This is a genomic window from Frankia gtarii (assembly GCF_025403375.1).
In the GTDB taxonomy this organism is placed as follows: Bacteria; Actinomycetota; Actinomycetes; order Frankiales; family Frankiaceae; genus Frankia; species Frankia gtarii.
Genome location: NZ_JAMPTM010000132.1, coordinates 1 through 17,768, shown reverse-complemented (window position 1 = coordinate 17,768; position 17,768 = coordinate 1). Strand labels below are relative to the sequence as shown.

At 71.2% G+C, this 17,768-nt stretch carries 8 protein-coding genes; 3 read left to right on the top strand and 5 right to left on the bottom strand.

Annotation, left to right across the window (positions count from 1 at the left end; translation table 11 throughout):
• Positions 1–150: 150 nt before the first annotated feature.
• Entirely contained in the window at positions 151–681 is a 531-nt protein-coding gene (locus tag NBZ83_RS18745; RefSeq protein ID WP_261569931.1) for a DUF6328 family protein, read from the bottom strand.
• A gap of 436 nt (positions 682–1,117) precedes the next feature.
• Here NBZ83_RS18745 and NBZ83_RS18740 point away from each other — a divergent pair, with 436 nt between their 5' ends.
• The gene (locus NBZ83_RS18740) at positions 1,118–3,337 is read left to right on the top strand and encodes an NADP-dependent isocitrate dehydrogenase (RefSeq protein WP_261569932.1); all 2,220 of its coding nucleotides are present in this window, start codon (positions 1,118–1,120) and stop codon (positions 3,335–3,337) included.
• A gap of 1,188 nt (positions 3,338–4,525) precedes the next feature.
• Here NBZ83_RS18740 and NBZ83_RS18735 read toward each other — a convergent pair.
• Entirely contained in the window at positions 4,526–5,437 is a 912-nt protein-coding gene (locus tag NBZ83_RS18735) for an LLM class F420-dependent oxidoreductase (protein ID WP_261569933.1), read from the bottom strand.
• 120 nt (positions 5,438–5,557) lie between these two features.
• Here NBZ83_RS18735 and NBZ83_RS18730 point away from each other — a divergent pair, with 120 nt between their 5' ends.
• Positions 5,558–9,289 carry a CHAT domain-containing protein gene (locus tag NBZ83_RS18730; RefSeq protein ID WP_261575500.1) on the top strand — a complete coding sequence of 1,244 codons (3,732 nt, stop codon included), beginning with the start codon at positions 5,558–5,560 and terminating at the stop codon, positions 9,287–9,289.
• Positions 9,290–9,324: 35 nt separating this feature from the next.
• Here NBZ83_RS18730 and NBZ83_RS18725 read toward each other — a convergent pair whose 3' ends face one another.
• From NBZ83_RS18725 to NBZ83_RS18715, 3 genes are read right to left on the bottom strand one after another with little or no spacing between them, the layout of a single operon-like run.
• Complete coding sequence (locus NBZ83_RS18725) at positions 9,325–13,473, bottom strand: CHAT domain-containing tetratricopeptide repeat protein (RefSeq protein ID WP_261575499.1); 4,149 nt, start codon at positions 13,471–13,473, stop codon at positions 9,325–9,327.
• Complete coding sequence (locus NBZ83_RS18720; RefSeq protein WP_261569936.1) at positions 13,470–15,662, bottom strand: caspase family protein; 2,193 nt, start codon at positions 15,660–15,662, stop codon at positions 13,470–13,472. The genes NBZ83_RS18725 and NBZ83_RS18720 overlap by 4 nt, the downstream gene beginning before the upstream one ends.
• A 6-nt stretch (positions 15,663–15,668) precedes the next feature.
• Complete coding sequence (locus tag NBZ83_RS18715) at positions 15,669–17,228, bottom strand: CATRA conflict system CASPASE/TPR repeat-associated protein (protein ID WP_261575498.1); 1,560 nt, start codon at positions 17,226–17,228, stop codon at positions 15,669–15,671.
• Positions 17,229–17,318: 90 nt separating this feature from the next.
• Here NBZ83_RS18715 and NBZ83_RS18710 point away from each other — a divergent pair, with 90 nt between their 5' ends.
• The gene (locus NBZ83_RS18710) at positions 17,319–17,597 is read left to right on the top strand and encodes a CATRA system-associated protein (protein ID WP_261569938.1); all 279 of its coding nucleotides are present in this window, start codon (positions 17,319–17,321) and stop codon (positions 17,595–17,597) included.
• The last annotated feature ends 171 nt before the right edge of the window (positions 17,598–17,768 follow it).

Genomic DNA, 17,768 nt, shown 5'->3' with positions numbered 1-17,768 from the left:
CCTCCGCCCCCGTGCCCGCTGCCTCCGCCGCCTCCGCCGCGCGCGAGTACGACGGGCGCGGCCGCACAGGCCGAGTCCTGGCAGGCCACCACGCCCCCGGTGACGAGCGTGACGGCGAGAGCGAGGGTCAACAGTCCCTTACGCATGCGATCAGTCCTCCGTGAGCGCCGACCGGGTGATCAGCGCAGGGATCGCCGCCCACAGCACCGCGAGGACGGTCAGGGTCGCGCCGGCGGCGACCACGGCGGTGGTCCGACCCTTGGTCACATCGAAGATCAGCAGGACCACGCCGGAGATCGCCAAGGCCAGGACGCCGAGCCCGACCTGGGCGAGCCGGTTGGCGATCTGGACCAGCGTCTCCTTCTCCTGCTTGCGGAACAGGGCGCGATGCAGGCTCACCGGCATGATCAACAGTCCGGTCGCCGTGATCGAAAGCAGCACGATCGACAGGTAGAGCCACTCCTGGCCCGCGGTGAGGGTGGCGAAGCGGTTCTGGAACGGCAGCGCCAGCAGGAAGGCGGTCAGCAGCTGCACGCCGGTCTGGGCCACCCGCAGCTCCTGCAGGATGTCGGTCCAGTTGCGGTTGCGCCGTTCCTGCGTGGACTCCGCGTCTTCCTGGCCCGCCCGGTTCGCCTGCGAACCCGGGCCGGCGAGGTCGGACGTGTCGGTGATACCGGTCATGGCGGGAGATCTACCCCGCCCGTACCGCCCCACCCGAACCGGCCTGCGGCGAGCGACGTGCACCGCCATCGTCGTTCCATGGTCTATCTCACATGGTCCGGGGGAGTCGGAGCCCGGGGTGGATCGGCACAAAGCGTGCCTGTGGCTCGAATGTGCCGCAGAGCCGGCCGTCTATGGGAAGACCCCGGCGAACCGGGTGTCGTACACTTCCCCGCGGCGACTCGCCGACCCCACGGTGTCGATTCCGCGTTCCGGTCCGGTGGACGCGTTGACCTGCGTGTCCATTCGCGGCCTCCGCAGCCACTGTGCTGATCGTGACTACCCGACGCCGGCTCGTCGACGAGCACCCGACCGTACCCATCGCTGCGATCAAGGTAGCGGCGCTCACGCGGCATATCTTGATACCCAGACGAAGTAGACGTGAAGCGGAGTGCCGGTGACTGATTCGACGATCATCTATACCCACACGGACGAGGCCCCGGCCCTGGCCACGTACTCGTTCCTGCCGGTGGTGCAGGCGTACGCGGCGACGGCCGGCGTTCAGGTAGAGAGCCGCGACATCTCCCTGGCGGGGCGGATCATCGCCAGCTTCCCCGAGCATCTCGAACCCGGGCAGCGCATCGACGACGCGCTCGCCGAGCTCGGTGAGCTGGCGAAGACCCCCGGGGCGAACATCATCAAGCTGCCGAACGTCTCGGCGTCGATCCCGCAGCTGCGGGCGGCGGTCGCCGAGCTGCAGCAGCAGGGCTACGCGCTGCCGGACTACCCGGACGACCCGCGTACCGACGCCGAGCGTGAGATCCGCGCCCGCTACGACCGGATCAAGGGCAGCGCCGTCAACCCGGTGCTGCGCGAGGGTAACTCCGACCGCCGCGCCCCCGCCTCGGTGAAGGGCTACGCCCGAGCGCACCCGCACCGGATGGGCGCGTGGAGCGCGGAGTCGAAGACGAACGTCGCCACCATGGGCGCCGACGACTTCCGCTCCACCGAGAAGTCGGTGATCATCCCCGCGGACGACACCCTGCGCATCGAGCTGGCCGGGGACGACGGCAGCACCACCGTCCTGCTGCCGGCCCTGCCGGTGCTCGCCGGTGAGGTCGTCGACGCCGCCGTCCTGCGGGTCGCCGCGCTGCGCGAGTTCCTCACCGCGCAGATCGCCCGGGCCAAGGCCGAAGGCGTGCTGTTCTCCGTGCACCTCAAGGCCACGATGATGAAGGTCTCCGACCCGATCATCTTCGGCCACGCGGTCCGCGCCTTCTTCCCGAAGACCTTCGCCGCCTACGGCGAGGTGCTCGCCGCCGCCGGGCTGACCCCGAACGACGGCCTCGGCGGCATCCTCAAGGGCCTCGACGCGCTGCCCGACGGCGCGGCGATCAAGGCGTCGTTCGACGCCGAGCTTGCCGAGGGCCCGGCGATGGCGATGGTCGACTCCGACCGCGGCATCACCAACCTGCACGTGCCCAGCGACATCATCGTCGACGCCTCCATGCCCGCGATGATCCGCACTTCCGGCCACATGTGGGGCCCGGACGGCGCGGAGGCCGACACCCTCGCGGTGCTGCCGGACTCCAGCTACGCCGGCATCTACCAGGTCGTCCTCGACGACTGCCGCGCCCACGGCGCCTACGACCCGGCGACGATGGGCTCGGTGCCCAACGTCGGCCTCATGGCGCAGAAGGCCGAGGAGTACGGCAGCCACGACAAGACCTTCGAGGTCCAGACCACCGGCACCGTCCGCGTGGTCAACGCCGCCGGCGAGGCCGTGCTGGAGCAGGCGGTCGGCGCCGGCGACATCTTCCGCGCCTGCCAGACGAAGGACGCCCCCGTCCGGGACTGGGTGAAGCTCGCCGTCACCCGCGCCCGCGCCACCGGCGACCCGGCGGTGTTCTGGCTGGACGCCACCCGCGGCCACGACGCCCGGCTGATCGAGAAGGTCCGGGCCTACCTGCCCGAGCACGACACCTCCGGCCTCACCATCGAGATCAAGGCGCCGGTCGAGGCGATCGCGTTCTCCCTGGAGCGGATCCGCCGCGGCGAGGACACCATCTCCGTCACCGGCAACGTGCTGCGTGACTACCTGACCGACCTGTTCCCCATCCTGGAGCTCGGCACGAGCGCCAAGATGCTCTCGGTCGTCCCGCTGATGAACGGCGGCGGCCTGTTCGAGACCGGCGCCGGCGGCTCCGCGCCCAAGCACGTCCAGCAGCTGGTCAAGGAGAACTACCTGCGCTGGGACAGCCTCGGCGAGTTCCTGGCGCTCGCGGTCAGCTTCGAGCAGTTCGCGATCTCGACGGGGAACGCGCGGGCGAAGGTCCTCGCCGACACCCTCGACCGGGCGACCGCGACGTTCCTCAACGAGGACAAGTCCCCGGCCCGGCGCGTCGGCGGCATCGACAACCGTGGCAGCCACTTCTACCTGTCGCTGTACTGGGCACAGGAGCTGGCCGCCCAGACCGACGACACCGCTCTCGGTGAGGCCTTCGCCCCCCTGGCGAAGACCCTCGCCGGCGAGGAGAAGACCATCGCCGAGGAGCTGCTCGCCGTGCAGGGCTCCCCGGCCGACATCGGCGGCTACTACCAGCCCGACCCGGTCAAGGCCACCGCCGTCATGCGCCCGTCGCGCACCTTCAACGAGGCCCTGGCCCTGCTCGGCTGACCGGCGGCGGCTCAGCCAGCCGACGGCCGGCCCGGAGCTCCACGGTTGCCCGGACCGCCGGGGACCGACACGCGAACATGCCCGAGCTCATCGCCCACCCGCACGAGGGCGGGCGATGAGCTCGTCCGGATCAATGCCCTGACCTGCGCCGATGATGAATCTCATCCGCTACCGATCGCGTGCGGCGGAGATGCCGAGGGTGGCAGGTGGGTCAGCGGCCGGCCGCACCCGTGGGGGATGAGGGGGCGGGAGTCGCCTGCCGATCGGAGTCGTCGTGGCACCGCAAGGGCTTGTGGCACTGCGGCACCACGAACGGCGACGCCGGCGGATAGGTGACCACGAGCCCCCTTCCACCCGAGCTGGCATTGGGCCCGGCCGTGTGCTGCGGAAGGTTCTCGCCCGGACTGTTGGCACCGTAGAACGTTCGGCTGAGCCCTTGTGGTGAGCCAGCGCCGCCCCCGGCTGCGCTGGCGGCGGCCGGAGGCGGCCCGGCGCCACCGTTACCGGCCGGGATCGGAGACGGTGGGATCCGAGCAGGCTGGGCGGCGGCGGCCCCGCGCGCCGGCGAGCCCGCCCCGACGCTGCCCCTGGCCGCGGAGCCATGCGTCGCGCCGCCCGTGGCGGGCACGGGGATTCCGGTCGCGGAGGCGGCCACCGCCGTCGGCTGCCGTGCGCCGATCGTTGCCCCGCTGGAGGTGTCGCCCGACGCCGCGAGGCTGGCCGAAGCCGAAGCCGAAGCCGAAGGCGCAGCCGCAGGCCGCCCGTTCGGCTCTCCGTCACCGTCCGACCCCCCGCAGCCCGCCAGGCCGACGGTGAAGAGGGCCGCGGCGACAATGGTCCGCCTCACCTGTCGCCTGCTCGCACGGTCGGTCAGGAGCTGAGCCTTTTCCCGCCCCGGCCTCCTCTGCGGCGCTCGGCTCCCTGCTCCGGCGCCGCCGGAAGACCGCCGGTCGAGAATCCCCTGGTCATCGTTCCATCCGAGCACCGACGCACCCGCGTCCACCACAGCCCCACCTCTGAGCGCCGATCACCGGTCCGCCGTCCCCGGGCGGACCTACGGTAATGACCTTCTCACTCGGCCAGCTGGGTGGTCGGCACAGGGAGCGCTGCGGGGATGACCCGTCAGCGCGGTAATGCCGGTGTGCTGCTCGTTCCGCCCGGCGGCCCGGACGGAACGAGCAGCGCGCCTCAGAGGTAGGTGGCGCCGAATGCCTCGATGAACTCGAGCGACTCCTTCGGTGACCCGCCGGGCGCCGAGATGATCAGATTGGTGACGCCGGCGTCGGCGAGGGTCTGGAACGCCTCGCGGTGACGGTCGGCCTCGTGGTCGGGGCGGTTGATGGTGGCATCGAGGTAGGCCGGGGCGATGTCGAGCTGCGATCCGCGCTCGCCGGCCAGCTCACGCAGCTCGCGGATCTTCGCGGCCATGGCCTCGGTGGTCGCGAGCTGGGCGGTCCTGGTGGTGGTGAACAGCTCCGCCGGCCCCCCGAGCGGCATCCAGCCCTGGACCTTCTGCGCGACCCGGCGCAGCGTCAGCTTCGAGTTGCCACCGATCCAGATCGGGATCGGGTCCTGCGCCGGCCGGGGCCGGGCGATCACGTCACGCGCCGAGAAGTGCTTGCCCTGGTAGCTGAACGGCTCGCCCTTCCAGTGCAGCGGCAGCACCTCGAGGGCCTCGTCGAACAGCTCGTTGCGCTCGTCGAAGTCGACGCCGAGGGCGAAGAACTCGGCCTTCTGATAACCGGTGCCGACGCCGAGCGTGAGACGGCCGTGGGAGATCTTGTCCAGGGTCGCGGCGGACTTCGCCAGCAGGAACGGGTTGCGGTAGGGCACCACCGCCAGATAGGTCAGCAACCGCAGCCGGGTGGTGACGGCGGCCGCGGCGCTGAGCGCGACGAACGGGTCGAGCGACTGGTGGCCGCCCGACGCGAGCCAGCGGGCGCCGGGGACCGGATGTTCGGTGAAGGCGAACCCGTGGAAGCCGGCGGCCTCGGCGGCGGTGGCGAGCTCGCCTACGTCACCGCTGTCCAGCAGGTCACCCTCGGTGCCGTTGGTCTCGGGATACTGGTACACGAACCGCAACGCGCGCTCCTCATCCACTCGGCCCGCCCACTCGACGTGCCCTGCACCACACACTGCCCTGTTCTGACGGATGTGCCAAGTTTTGCGCCGACCAGCCCGTTCGCCTGGAAGTCTGATGCGGAAACGGGGAGCAGCGTCATGCTGGACGAAGTGCTTATCATGTGCGCCGCGCGGGAAGATCTGGATCTTGCCTGGTCCGGGACCTTGATCGGGCGTGAGCCGGCCGGGCGCCGAAGCGACCATGTCGCTGAGATGATGCTGCGTCAGCTTGCAGACGGAGAGCCTGGTCACGCCGCCGATCTGGCCACCGCGACCGATCTGTCGCCGATTCCGGCGGCGCTGTCGGAACCGGACGCGTCAGCCGCGGCCCTGGCGCTGACAAAGAGCCCCGCCCGCGCGGCGGCCTGGGTGCTCACCGTGCGGATGGGTCGCCTGTGGTTCCCGGGAAACCTGTCCGGTGAGGACCTGGCGGCGCTGCCACTGCTGGGGGCGGAGCGGGTGCAGTCCGTGGTCGCGGCGGCCGGCGGAGACCGGGCGGACCGCCTGCTCGTCCGTCTCGCCGCCGAAGTCGGCATGCTGCGGTCCTCGGTGGTCGGCGCGCGCAGAACCGGGCCGCAGCGGGGACAGGCCGCCGCCCGCCGCTATGTCGAGTACCTCCAGGCGCAGCGCACGGTCGCCCTCGACCTGGGACTGCGCAGGACCGCGGACCGCATGGCCCTGGTCGCCGCCGACCTCCTGCGGCTCGGCGGCCTTCACGACGACGCTCGGCGTGTGGTGACCGAGCTGGCGGACCGTCTGCGCGGTTCGACCGACCGCGCCGACACCCTGATGTCCGCACAGTGCCACCTGCTGATCGGGGACGGACTGGTCACTCCTGGTTCGTCACCGGAAGTGCTTGGTCTCGACCTGGGGGAACTCGGCCACACTCCGGCGCCGGTGCCGCCCGAGGACAGGGCGGACGCCGAGAGCTCCTACCGCACCGCGCTGCACTTGTGTACCGAGGTCAATGCTCCGCGTGGGATCGCGGCGGCAGCGCTTCGCCGGGCCTACCTACGGCGGCTCGCTGGCGATGACGCACAGGCGTCGGCGCTGGCCGCGGCAGCCGCGAATCAGTTCGCCGCGGCCGGTGACTCGGCGGGCTTCCATCTCGCTGTCCTTCACCGGGTGTTGGCCGACGTCGCGGCCGGTCAGCTCAGCGCCACGGGGCCTCCCGTCGCCGCCGAGATCGTCCGGTGGGCTACCACGGTCGGCAGCCCCAGCTATGCGGCCGGCCTCGCTCGAGTGGCGCGCGGGGTCGGGCGACGTTGGCGCACGGCTGGCGATGTCGAGCGGGCGCGGGTCACGCTCACCTTGGCCAACGACATCACCACGGGCCTCGATGATCCGGTCGAGTCCCGATCGGCACTGGCCGACCTCGCTGATCTCTACGTCTCCATCAACAGTCGACGTCCGGCGATCGTCACCTTCGAGCTGGCGATCAATCGACGGCTGCCCGAGGTCGGTGGCTGGGACGACCGGGCGCCGATGCCGTTCACCGTCTGGTCTGAGCTGGCCGAGCTCGTCCTCGGCCAGCTTGCGATGCTCGTCGAGGTTCGGGACCTCCCCGGCCTGACCCGAAGCGCCGGGCGGATGCGCGCACTGCTGGCCCGCCGACCGCACGCGACCGAACCCGCGCTCGCCTACGATCCTGCGGTCAGCGGTGAGCGCGTTCTGTCCGCCCTGATCGAACTCGGCGCGCGAAGGGTGACCTCGGCCGGGGTCCCGGCCACCGAGACCGAGTTCGCACCCCGGGTGACTGCGGCTGTCTCGGCCGGCCTCGCCACCCAACTGGTGCTGCTCGCGGCGATGGGACCACTCCTCGAGGCCAAACATCTGCGGGCGTCAGGCCGGGAGGAGGCTGCGCTCAAGCGGGCCGAGCGGGGTCTGCGCGCAGCCCGGGCAGCTGGCGAGGCCGGCCGCGCCTATGAGATCGTGATCCTGGCCTGGCTCGGACGATACGTTCAGGCCCGGGCGCGCGTGATGGATCTCGCCGCCGCGTCACCTGAGCTGCCCGCCGCGAGACACGTCGAGCTACTGGTTGCCGCGCACGGGTTCACCGAGGCGGCCGCGGTGCTGGCGGCCTCGGGCGGGGCGCGACCCGACGGCGAGCGTGGTCCGGACGCTGACTCCTCGTTTGCGCGAATGGCGGAACGCGACCGTCGACTGCTGGCGGCGACCGTCGCACTGGGCGCTGACGAGCCGGCCAGGGCGCGGTCGCTGCTGCGAGAAGCCATCGACGAGTTCGAACGGTGGTTCGCCGGTCTGAGCCACGACGTCCATCGGACATCGGTCTGTGACGACCTGAAGATCAACGAACTGTACCTGCGGGCCGCACAGGCCGCGCTGGCGGTCGGGGACGCGGGCGCCGCACTGGTCCTGGGCGATCGCCCCCGGTCGCTGCCGCTGCGGTACCTGCTGGACGATCGGCTGGAACTGCGGCGGAGCCCCGCCCAGCAGGCGGGAGCGATCCGATGCTGGAACGAGGCCAATGCCCGCTGGACCGGGGCGTTCGACGAGCTCGCGACGATTCGTCCGCAGGACGGCCCGGCGGTGGCCGACGCGCGCCGGAGACTGGACCGCGCACAGGCGGATCTTGAGCGCGCGGAGGCGGCAGCGCGGCGAGCCGCGCCCCAGCTCGCTGCCCGAGCCCGCCGGCGAACCTCGCCTTCCTCGATGGACGCCGCGGCCGTAGCCGAACACCTGCCGCCGGGAGCGCTGCTGCTGAGTTTCATGGCGGGGTCGGATGTCCTGCTCGGCTGGGCGCTGACCGGCCGGCGAACGGTCGGGCGGACCACATGGATCGCCCCGGACCGGCTTCTGGGGCTGGCGCGGAGTGCGGTCGGCGCTCTCGCCGGCGTGCCCACCGCGGACCCGGCGGCGCCTGCCGAGCTCGCTGCGCTGTTGCTGGAGCCGTTCCGTCCCCTGATCGAAGAGCATGATCAAGTGATCGTCGCTGGCGGCGGCGCGTTCGGGCTGGTGCCCTTCGCGGCGCTGCCGTTCGACGGGGGGCGTCCGCTCGGTGCGTCACGGGTGGTCTCCCAGGTCCCGGCCCTGGACCTGCTGACCCGGTCCACCGCCGATCGCCCGATATCGACCCGCGATGCTGTGGTGATCGGTCCGGGACGCTTCGCGCCGACCCGGGGATTACCGGCGCTGCCCGGCGCCGCGCTGGAGGCCCGCCTGGTCGCCCGCGCGCTCGACGCCCGGCTGCTCGGCTCGGACGGTCCTGAGCCGGCGACCCGCGACCGGGTCCGGGCCGCGCTCGGCACGGCCCGGGTCCTGCATGTCGCCAGCCACGGCCTGCTGCGCGAGGACGCGGCCACCAACTCGGCGGTTGCCCTCGATGGAGCGGACGAACTCAGTGTCGCCGACCTGATGGGCCTCGACTTCGACGCGGACCTCGTCGTGCTCAGCGCGTGTGACACCGGGCGCGGCGTGGCCACCTTCGGGGGCGAGATTCTCGGTCTCGCCCGAGGCCTGCTCGCCGCCGGCACGCGGCGCGCCGTCGTGTCGCTGTGGCCGGTTGACGACGTCGCCACCTGCGTTCTGATGGTCGAGTTCTACCGGGGTCTGGTGGCAGGGAAGGCGCCGGCCAGCGCGCTGGGTGCCGCGCGAGAGCACCTGCGCGGTCTGTCTGCGGCCGACCGGGCCGAGCATTACGCGAGCCTGGCGGCCGCGGCGGGCGTCGCGACCGCGGCTGCGGACGCCGTTGGATCATCGCCTCGGAGCCGCAATCTGCATCCAGAGCCGCCGAGCCGTCCGACCTCGGCGTCGGACGGGCTGGCCGGAAGCCGGCTGTGGGCGCCGTTCGTTCTGATCGGGGCGCCGTGACAGGCCGGCCCCACCGGGGCCGCCGATCAGGCCGATCAGGCCGAACCGATCGGCCCGGCGGCGCCCTGGCAGATGAATCCGCCCCAGTACCAGGGATGTGGGTGGTCGCGGCGTACCCGCGCCTGGGCGTCCCGCAGGGCGTGCCGGACGCCGTCGCCAGCAAGCAGCCGGCGGTAGAAGTGTTCCATCAGCGTCCGGGTCTGCTCGTCCGGAACGGCCCACAGACTGGTGATCAGAGTGTTCGCTCCGGCGACCGCGAAGGCCCGGCGTAGCCCGAACACCGCCTCGCCGACCTGGACCAAGCCGAGCCCGGTCTCGCAGGCCGACATGACCACCAGCTCGGTCCCGGTCAGATCGAGTGAGGCGATGTCGCGGGCGTTGACGATTCCATCCCCTACGTCGTCCGGCGTCGACTCGCCGCGCAGCCATCGGTTGATCCCCGCGAGTGCCAGCCCGGAGCGCAGTTCCGGGTCATCGGCTGCCAGCAGTAGGGCGAAGCGCGGTTGTGTCACGACGGTGCGCCGAGCCCCGGGAGGTATGGGCTCGTCGGAGCGGTCGATCGCCGGCAGGGCAAAACCGTGGGTGGCGATGTGCAGGATGCGGGGGGACCGCAGCCCGCCCACGAATGCCTTGGTTGCCGCGGAGCCCATCACCGGCTCGACGCCCAGCATCATGGCCACCTGCCGGCCCTCCTCCCGGGTGGCCGGCAGCGGTCCGAACGGACCCTGCGGCGTGGGCGGCATCGACGCCGAGCCGCCGACGGCGCCGAGCTCGGGCGGGGCGTCGTAATCGGGGTCCGCGATCACGACCGGTGGCGCGGACGACGGCCTCGCCGCGTCGCGGAGCAGATCCCGCCCGGTGCCGAGGTAACTGATGACGAAGCTGTCCGCGGCCAGTGAGGTCTCGTCGAGGGGCAGCACGTCGAACGGCAGCCGGGCGAGATCCCCGTCCGGGCCGATGATCAGCTCGGTGGCTCCGCCAAGCGCGGGTAGAAGTGGGTCCAGCACGAGGCCGGCGAGCGCCCGGCCCGTGTCCCACCAGTGACTTCGGGGCCGTCCGCCCGCTGGAACGAGATTGCGCGGCGGACCGGGAGCCCTGTTCTGGTCATTGGTCAGGTCAACGCGGAAGTCGGCGATCGCGGCGTCGATGGTGGCGGGATCCCCCAGCCGGACGACGGTGACACTCGGTGCCGCGGTGGCGGCTGAGCCGATGACGAAGGCGAGGCAGTGGCTGGTCCGCCCGACGCGATGAGCGCCGCCGGGTACCGGTGAGTCAAGCTGATCGATCTCCACGATCTCCACCAGCGCGGCGCCGGCGGGGAGCGTGTGGGCGATCCTCGACACCAGGTCGTTCTCCCCACCCATCTGGTCAGAGGGCACGGTCGGTGCGGCATCGAGGCCCGCAGCGTGCAGGAGGCTGGCCGCGAACGCCCGACCACGGTCCTGAGCCAGCGAGATCTCCAACCGTTCGGCCCGTGCCTGCAACTCGTCCAGTGTCTCGGCGTAGCGCTCGGATCCGGTCGCCTCCGGACCGGCGAGGATGTGCTGAGCGATGCGACCACTCACGGTGGTGAGCTCCACGAGCGCCCCCGCGACGGCCGGGTCGGCGGATTGGATCGCCTCCCGACGCCCGGCCGCCAGGATCTCGGTCGCGATGCCCTTGCGGCGCAGGACGATGTCGAGGATGACCCGGACATCGGCCTCGCCGAGCGACTCGGATCCCGACACGTTCAGCGCGGCCTGGTCGACCAGTAGCGCGATCAGGGCGCAGTAGGTCGCCCGCAGGCTCGCCAGGAACTCCAACCGGCGCCGGTCAGCAGAGATGGCGAACACATCGAGCATCGCCTCGTCGTCGATCCGGCTTGCCCGCACCAGCCGGTCGAACGCCGACCGAGTCCGCCCGGCCATGATGTCGACGGTGGCCAGATTCGTCAGCATTCCGGAAAGGTCCGGATGCCGTGGCCCGAGCGCTCGGGCGGCGACCTCGACCGCTTCGGCCAGCAGGCGTTCGGCGGAGACGATGTCGCCGTGCCCCAGATGCAGGGTCCCCAGGTTGTTGAGCGCCCGCGCGACGTCCGGGTGACTGTCGCCGTGTGCCGCCCGCCGGATCTCCAGGGCATCCGTCAGTGCGCCGGTGGCCCGGTCGACATCGTTGGTGCGTAGCCAGAGATTGCCCAGGGCGCTGAGGGTGTCGGCGACGTCAGGATGACTGTCTCCGGCCGCCGCGCGTCGGATCCGGAGCGCCTCCAGCAGCTCCGCCTCGGCCTCGGTGAAGTGTTCTCGGTGTGTCAGGAGCTGACCGAGATTGGTCCGGGCCAGGGCGACGTCCGGGTGGTCTCGACCAAGAATGTCGACCCACTGGCGCAGCGCGGCCCGGTACCCCTTCTCCGCCTCCGCCAGATCGCCGATCTCGGCGTATGCCACGGCCAGGTTGTTCGCGCTGCGCGCACGGTCCGGATGCGCGGCGGGCAGGATTTCTCGCCGCAGGTCCGCGGCCTGGCCGAGTAGTGGAATGCCTTCGGCGTAACGACCGGCACGCAGCAGGATGTTGCCGAGGTTGTTGAGGATCATGGCCACCTCCGGGTGGCGCGGGCCGAGGACCTCGCGACGCAGAGCGAGCGCCTGGCGAGCGACCTGTTCGGCCGCGCCGAGGTCACCGGTCTCGAGGAGGGAATCGGCGAGGTTGGCCAGGATCGCGGCGACGGTGGGATGCCGCGGACCCAGCACCCGCTCGGCGGTGGCCCGAGCCTCGGCGAACATGCCCATCGCGGTTCGGTGATCTCCCTCGGTCGCGAGGACGTGGCCAAGGTTCATCAGGGCGGCCGGATAGCGCGCGTCGGCTGTCTCGTCAGCGCCGGCGGTGCCGGCGCCCGCCGCTGGGCGAGAGGGTGCGCTGGCACTGCCGGTCGCGTCGCGGCGGGCGTACCGGCGCACGGCGTCCTCGCACAGCTTTCGCGCACGTTCGTAGTTGCCGCGATCTGCCTCGTACGTGCCGAGCGTCGTGGTGATCCCGATGGTGTCGGCGCTGTCCTCGCCGAGCGTCGCCATCAGGATGGCCCGCGCCTGTTCGGCGCGCTGGCAGGCGGTGTCGGTGTCACCCGACGCGTCGGCGACCCGGCTGAGGTTCACCAGTGTCCGCGCGTAGTCAGGGTGGTTCTCACCGAGCGCATCCCGCAGAATCTCCGCCGCCCGGCCGAGGGCGGCCGCCGCCGCGTCGATGTGCCCGAGTTCCAGGTCCAGGGCACCGAGGTTGTTGAGGGTTGCCGCATATCCGGGATGCACCTCGCCCAGCAGCTCCGCGCGCGTACGCAGGCCCGCTTCGAACATCGGGCGAGCGGCGGCGAGGTCGCCCTGCGCCTGGAGCGTCACGGCTAGCAGGTCGTCGGCGGCGGCCATGCTCACCCGATGGTCTCCGGGCGCGAGCTCCCACAGCACGCGAGCCCGACGGCAGGCGACCTCAGCCTCGCGGTCGGCACCGCGAGCGTGCCCGACGACGGCGAGGTTGTGCAGACCCGTCGCGAGCTGGACGAGCGCGTCCTCGGCCACGGCCGACACCGCCTGGAGGAACGTGCCGATTCGGTCGGCAGCCTCCTCGTGCCGCCCCAGCTTGGACAACAGCAGGCCGAGGTTGTTCACCGCCGTCGCGGCCGGATCAGTCACCTCGATCGAGGCCGGCGCGGCACTGATCAGCGCGCGATAGGCGTCCTCGGCCTCGTCGAACCGGGACAACCGTTCCGCCAGCCGGGCCAGGGTCAACACCGCGGCGCGCCATTCGCTGTTCGCGTCGTCGTCCAGCTCGGGGTCGGGCCGTGGAGGCCGGCGGCTCCACGGCCGCGCGGCGCAGATCTCGGCACCGAGCCGGGCCAGTTCGTCGGTGGCCTCGAGCCTGGTCAGCACGTCGGCTAGATCGGCGCTCAGGGCGAGTCGGTACGCCACGTGATCGTCGGAAGCGCCGCCCAGGTGCCCCAGAATTTCTCGGTAGGCATAGGCGGCCTCGCGCAGGCGGCCCAACGGACCACCCAGCAGCCGGGCTCGGCTCTGGAGCAGCCCCAACTGGTCCGGCTCGACGGCGCCGCCTTTGCGCTGCTCGGCCAGCCAACCATCGACCAACTGCAGCGCCAGGTCCCACTCTTGCGCGTCGGCGAGTTCCTGCAGGCGCGCGAGGCGCTTCGCGGCCTTGGTCACGGGCGGATGCGCATCTCGAGCGAGGTGGTGGCCCACTCGGCCGGCGCCCCACTGCCGGGGACCAGCGTCCGCTCGGCCGCCGATCCTGCGGAGAGCAGGGCGAACAGCCGTTCAAGGGCGGTCGTGGGCGTGCCGTGGCGCGGGCGGTCGGGCGGCCCGCCAGCACGGTCCACGCTCGGCAGCGTCAGCCATCGGAAGCTGATCGGCTCCACCGTCGCGAAGGCCTTCAGCACGTCGACCTGCTCGGTGGGTGTCCCCCCGGGGTCGGAACGCGGACCAGCCCCGGTCGTCGGACCTGTGCTGGACGCCGAACCGGGGGCGAGCTCGGCCCGAAGCTCGAAGTCCCGCTCCTCACCGGGATCCAAGGGCTCCCAGTCGCTGACCCAGGGCAACGGGTGGACCTGGGATACGCCCCAGTCCGGCTGGAGATCCATGACCACCATGTTGAGCACCGTCGACCCCGCGTTGCGCAGCCGGACGGTCACCCATTCGCCGGCCTGAATCCACGGCGTCGGGCCGCGGTCGTCGAGTGGGATCAGCTCCGGACGCTCACCCTCGTGAGCGGTCAATGCCCGGCCGACGATGGCCAGCTCGAGCGCCCGGGCGACGGGCGAGAACGGATCATGGTCATCGAGTTCCAGGATGGCCTGGAACCGGCTCAGGTGAGCCAGACAGGTGGCCAGCGGGACGGCCTCGCTGTCCGCCCGCATCGGCGGCAGGTGCGGCAGTGGGGCCGCGGCCGCGTCGCCGATCCGGAGCTCTCCCGACGGCTCGACGGTCACGACGAACTCGGCGGCCTCCCCGTCGTCGGCGGGTCGGATGAAGCCGGTGCCGTCGGCGGCGATCTGCTGACGGACCGCCGCGGCCGACGCGCCTGTTCCCACCACCCGGACCGCACGCTGCAGCCGGATGCCGCCCGGGTCGACCAGCACCGCTCGCATGCCGGCCCGGATCGGCTCGTCACGAAGCATGGTCACCACCCGGGCCGTCGACTCGGTCGCCTGGGCCTCGGTCACCTCGACCGTCGCCAGGCGGACGGGGACCGCCTCCGACGGGCCGCTGGCCGGCATGCCTTCGCTGGCCGGCATGACCCCGGCGGCCTCGGACGACGAGTAGACGACGAAGCGGGCCCTCGGCTCGACGCCCTGTGCGTGTCCAGTCGCGAGGCTCACCTCGCCCGGGAAGGCCGCGGACACCAGGACGCCGGACAGCGGGGTGGCAGGGTCTCCGACGAACATCGTCCGGTGGCCCTCGCCCTGAAGCATCGGTATCTGCTGGCGAAACCGGCTGTGCACCTTCACCAGAACGCGGTCGTAGACGGACTGGTACGTCGTGGCCGGGTGGAAACCCTGGAGTGCGTCGAGGAGCCAGTAGCTCAGTGCGCCACGGCTGTTGGCACCGTCGAACGGGAACTCGTATGCCGACTCGCTGGGCCGGCAGGCGGCGAGCAGCACATAACCCGACGGATCGGGCAGCCAACCGGCTGCGGGCACCGCGACCCGAGCCGACCCGTCCAGAGTTCCCCACCCGAGGTGTTGGTCACCTGGCGGTCCACCCCCGGCGGCGAGCCAGTCGGCGACGAGTTCATCCGAGGTGCCGACGAGACTCGGCACCGGGCGGGCCGTTCGGTCGACCGTCGCGATGCCGCGGGCCCGCGCGTCCTGCGCTCCGCGGGTCGCCCCGCCGGCATGGCAGCTGTCCAGGACCACGGTCACGAACAGGCCCCGCTCGACCATCCGGCGCAGCAGGAAGGCCAGTTCGAGGTCGCGTAGATGCCGGCCGTGCGGCGCGCCGATATCGCAGGGCACCAATGTCTCATCCAGCGCGTCAGCGCCCTTCAATGCGGGAAAATCGGTCGGTACCCGGCCGCCATGCCCCGAAAAGTGCAGGTAGACCTGGTCGCCCGGCTCTGCCTGGACGGTGATGTCGGTCAGCGCAGTCACGATGCCCCGGTAGGTCGGCAGCCGCTGGGCGCCCGGGTCCTTCTGGTCCTGGTCCGCGGTCAGCACAGTGATCCGTGCATCGGGTACGCCCAGGCGGCCACATAGAAACGTCCGTACGGCCCTCACATCGGCGACGCATCCGTGCAGGTCTGGGTAGGAATCACCCCCGGCCAGGACGTTTGGCAGATAAACGTTGATTCCGATGAGAAGTGCGTGTAGACGCCCCGATTTGATACTCCCCGTCACAGCGCCTCATGCTATGGGCTGGTCGTCGTCCCCGGACAGACTGGAGGGCCCGATGTCGTGCCTGCGAGCCAGTGCCGCGAACACCCCGTTGTAGGGATAGAGCTCGATCGCCAATCCGACAAGCCGGCGGTACGGTGCATGGACGGCACCGTTGTCGCACTCGGTCAGAATCTCGACCCAGCCGTCCCGAGGCGGCATGTAGTCGAGACCGCGACGTCGTTGCCGCGGCAGTCCGAGGGCTCGTAACACGGGTTCGGCTGCTGCGTCCGTCGGAAATGCGCTGGCCAGGGCGGTAAGGAGATCGGCCCGTTCCGTGCCCGTGAGATGAATGTCGCCGATCGTGGCTGGTGGTTGCTCGCCCCGGAGATCGGCGACGCGGTAGGCCAGCTGCTCCGTGGGGCGCGCGGCTGCGGTGGTGTGGGTAGCTTGGGCCATGGTCCGTCCCAGGTCTTCTGCCGTGCGCAGCGCGCTTCGGGCCCGGTCGAGCGTTGCACTGACCATGTACAGGTCGTCGTCGATCTGGCGGCCGAACCACCTCGCCATGTCCATGTCATCGGCGAAGGGGCCCAGCTCGCTGTCCTCGCCGGGGCCGGGGTCCAGATAGTTCTCCAGGTTGTTGCGGGTAGCGTCGAGCGACAGGCGCAGCTGGCGAAGCCGGCTGCGTGCGGCGACCAGCTCGTGGACGTTACGACGCAGCGTCGCGACCCGGTCTTCGGCCAGGCCATCGACGTCGGACTCCTCGGGCCTGCCGGGGACACCCGGCCAGGAGACGACCACCGTCGCGGAGTCGTCCACTGACTGGCGCAACGTGTGGACCGGCTCGCCACCGGCCCAGACGCGCAGGTGATAGCGCAGCCTGGCCGCTTGGAGGAGATAGCGCGCGAATGGTGTCAGCGCCATGCCGCCTCGAGTCCAGGTCCATGCGCTCAGCTCCGCGTCTCGGTCTCGTGCGGCGACGACGACGATTCGGCGCGTCAACCGCGTGTCGTCGACGGTGTCGGCTTCCCAGACCGCGAAACCCGAACCGGTCGAGGTGCCGCGGGCCGAGAACTCCGAAGGTGGTGTCGGGGCGGGCAGCTGAGTGCGGCAGACACGGCCCAGCTCCTCGGTCGCGACCGCCCGTGCGAGCCCCGGGTCGCCGAGCCTGGCCAGGTACAACTGCGCTGTTCCGACTAGCCCCTCGGGCGCCGGTCCCATCGCACGTGACCACAGTTCGCCAAGTTCCGACCAGCTGCTCGCCTCGGCCGGGTCCGGCGCGAGCATCACCGACAGGCACAGGACGTCGTGCTCACGGCGAAGCAGGCTCTGGAACACTCCGGGCCCCCCTCGCCGTTGGGCGGCGACCGCCTCGGAGGTCCGACGCCGGTCCGACGAGCTGGGGGACGCGATCGAGGCCGGGACGCCCAACGAGGTCATTGCCATGTCCATGCCGAGCTCGTCCCGACAGCGTCCCCACAGCGCTCGCAGGTAGCCGTCGAGGGCAGCCGCATGCGGGCCGGTGACGGGGACGAACACATGGACGGTGAGTTCCGGGGCGATCAGCGACGGTCCCGTCGCAGGTGACACGCATCCTCCCAGGTTCGCGATTGCGGTTCCGTCCAGACCCGGTAATCTTCCGCCAACACGGGCGACGGCTGGCCGAAGACGGGTGCACTGGTGGATGACGACTCACGGTTGGAGGCGGTGCGTCTTCTCACCGCCGTCGCTGGCCGGGCAGCTTCCCGACCGTGGTGGGAGAGCGTAGATCAGATCCTGATCGCCCTCGAACGGGCCTGGGTCGCCGACCAGGCCCGGCCTTTCCACCAGGCGATGACCGAGCTCTACTCGGCGGCCCAGGATCGCGGGACGGACGCCGCGTCCCAGCCGACGGTGCCGCCGCCACCGCCGGTCCGCGACCGCCTTGTCGATCTGATTCACCAGATCGGACCGAAGTAACCATGCCCGCCAGGGCTTCGCGATATCTGCCTCGGGATCTGCTGTAGCACAGAACGACTCGCACGACATGCTCGTCGGCCACGCACCGGTTCTTCGTTCCCAGGCGCTTTCTTTGCCGTCAAGAAATTCGGCTGAACACGATCTGTCTCTTATACACACCTCCGGGCCCAC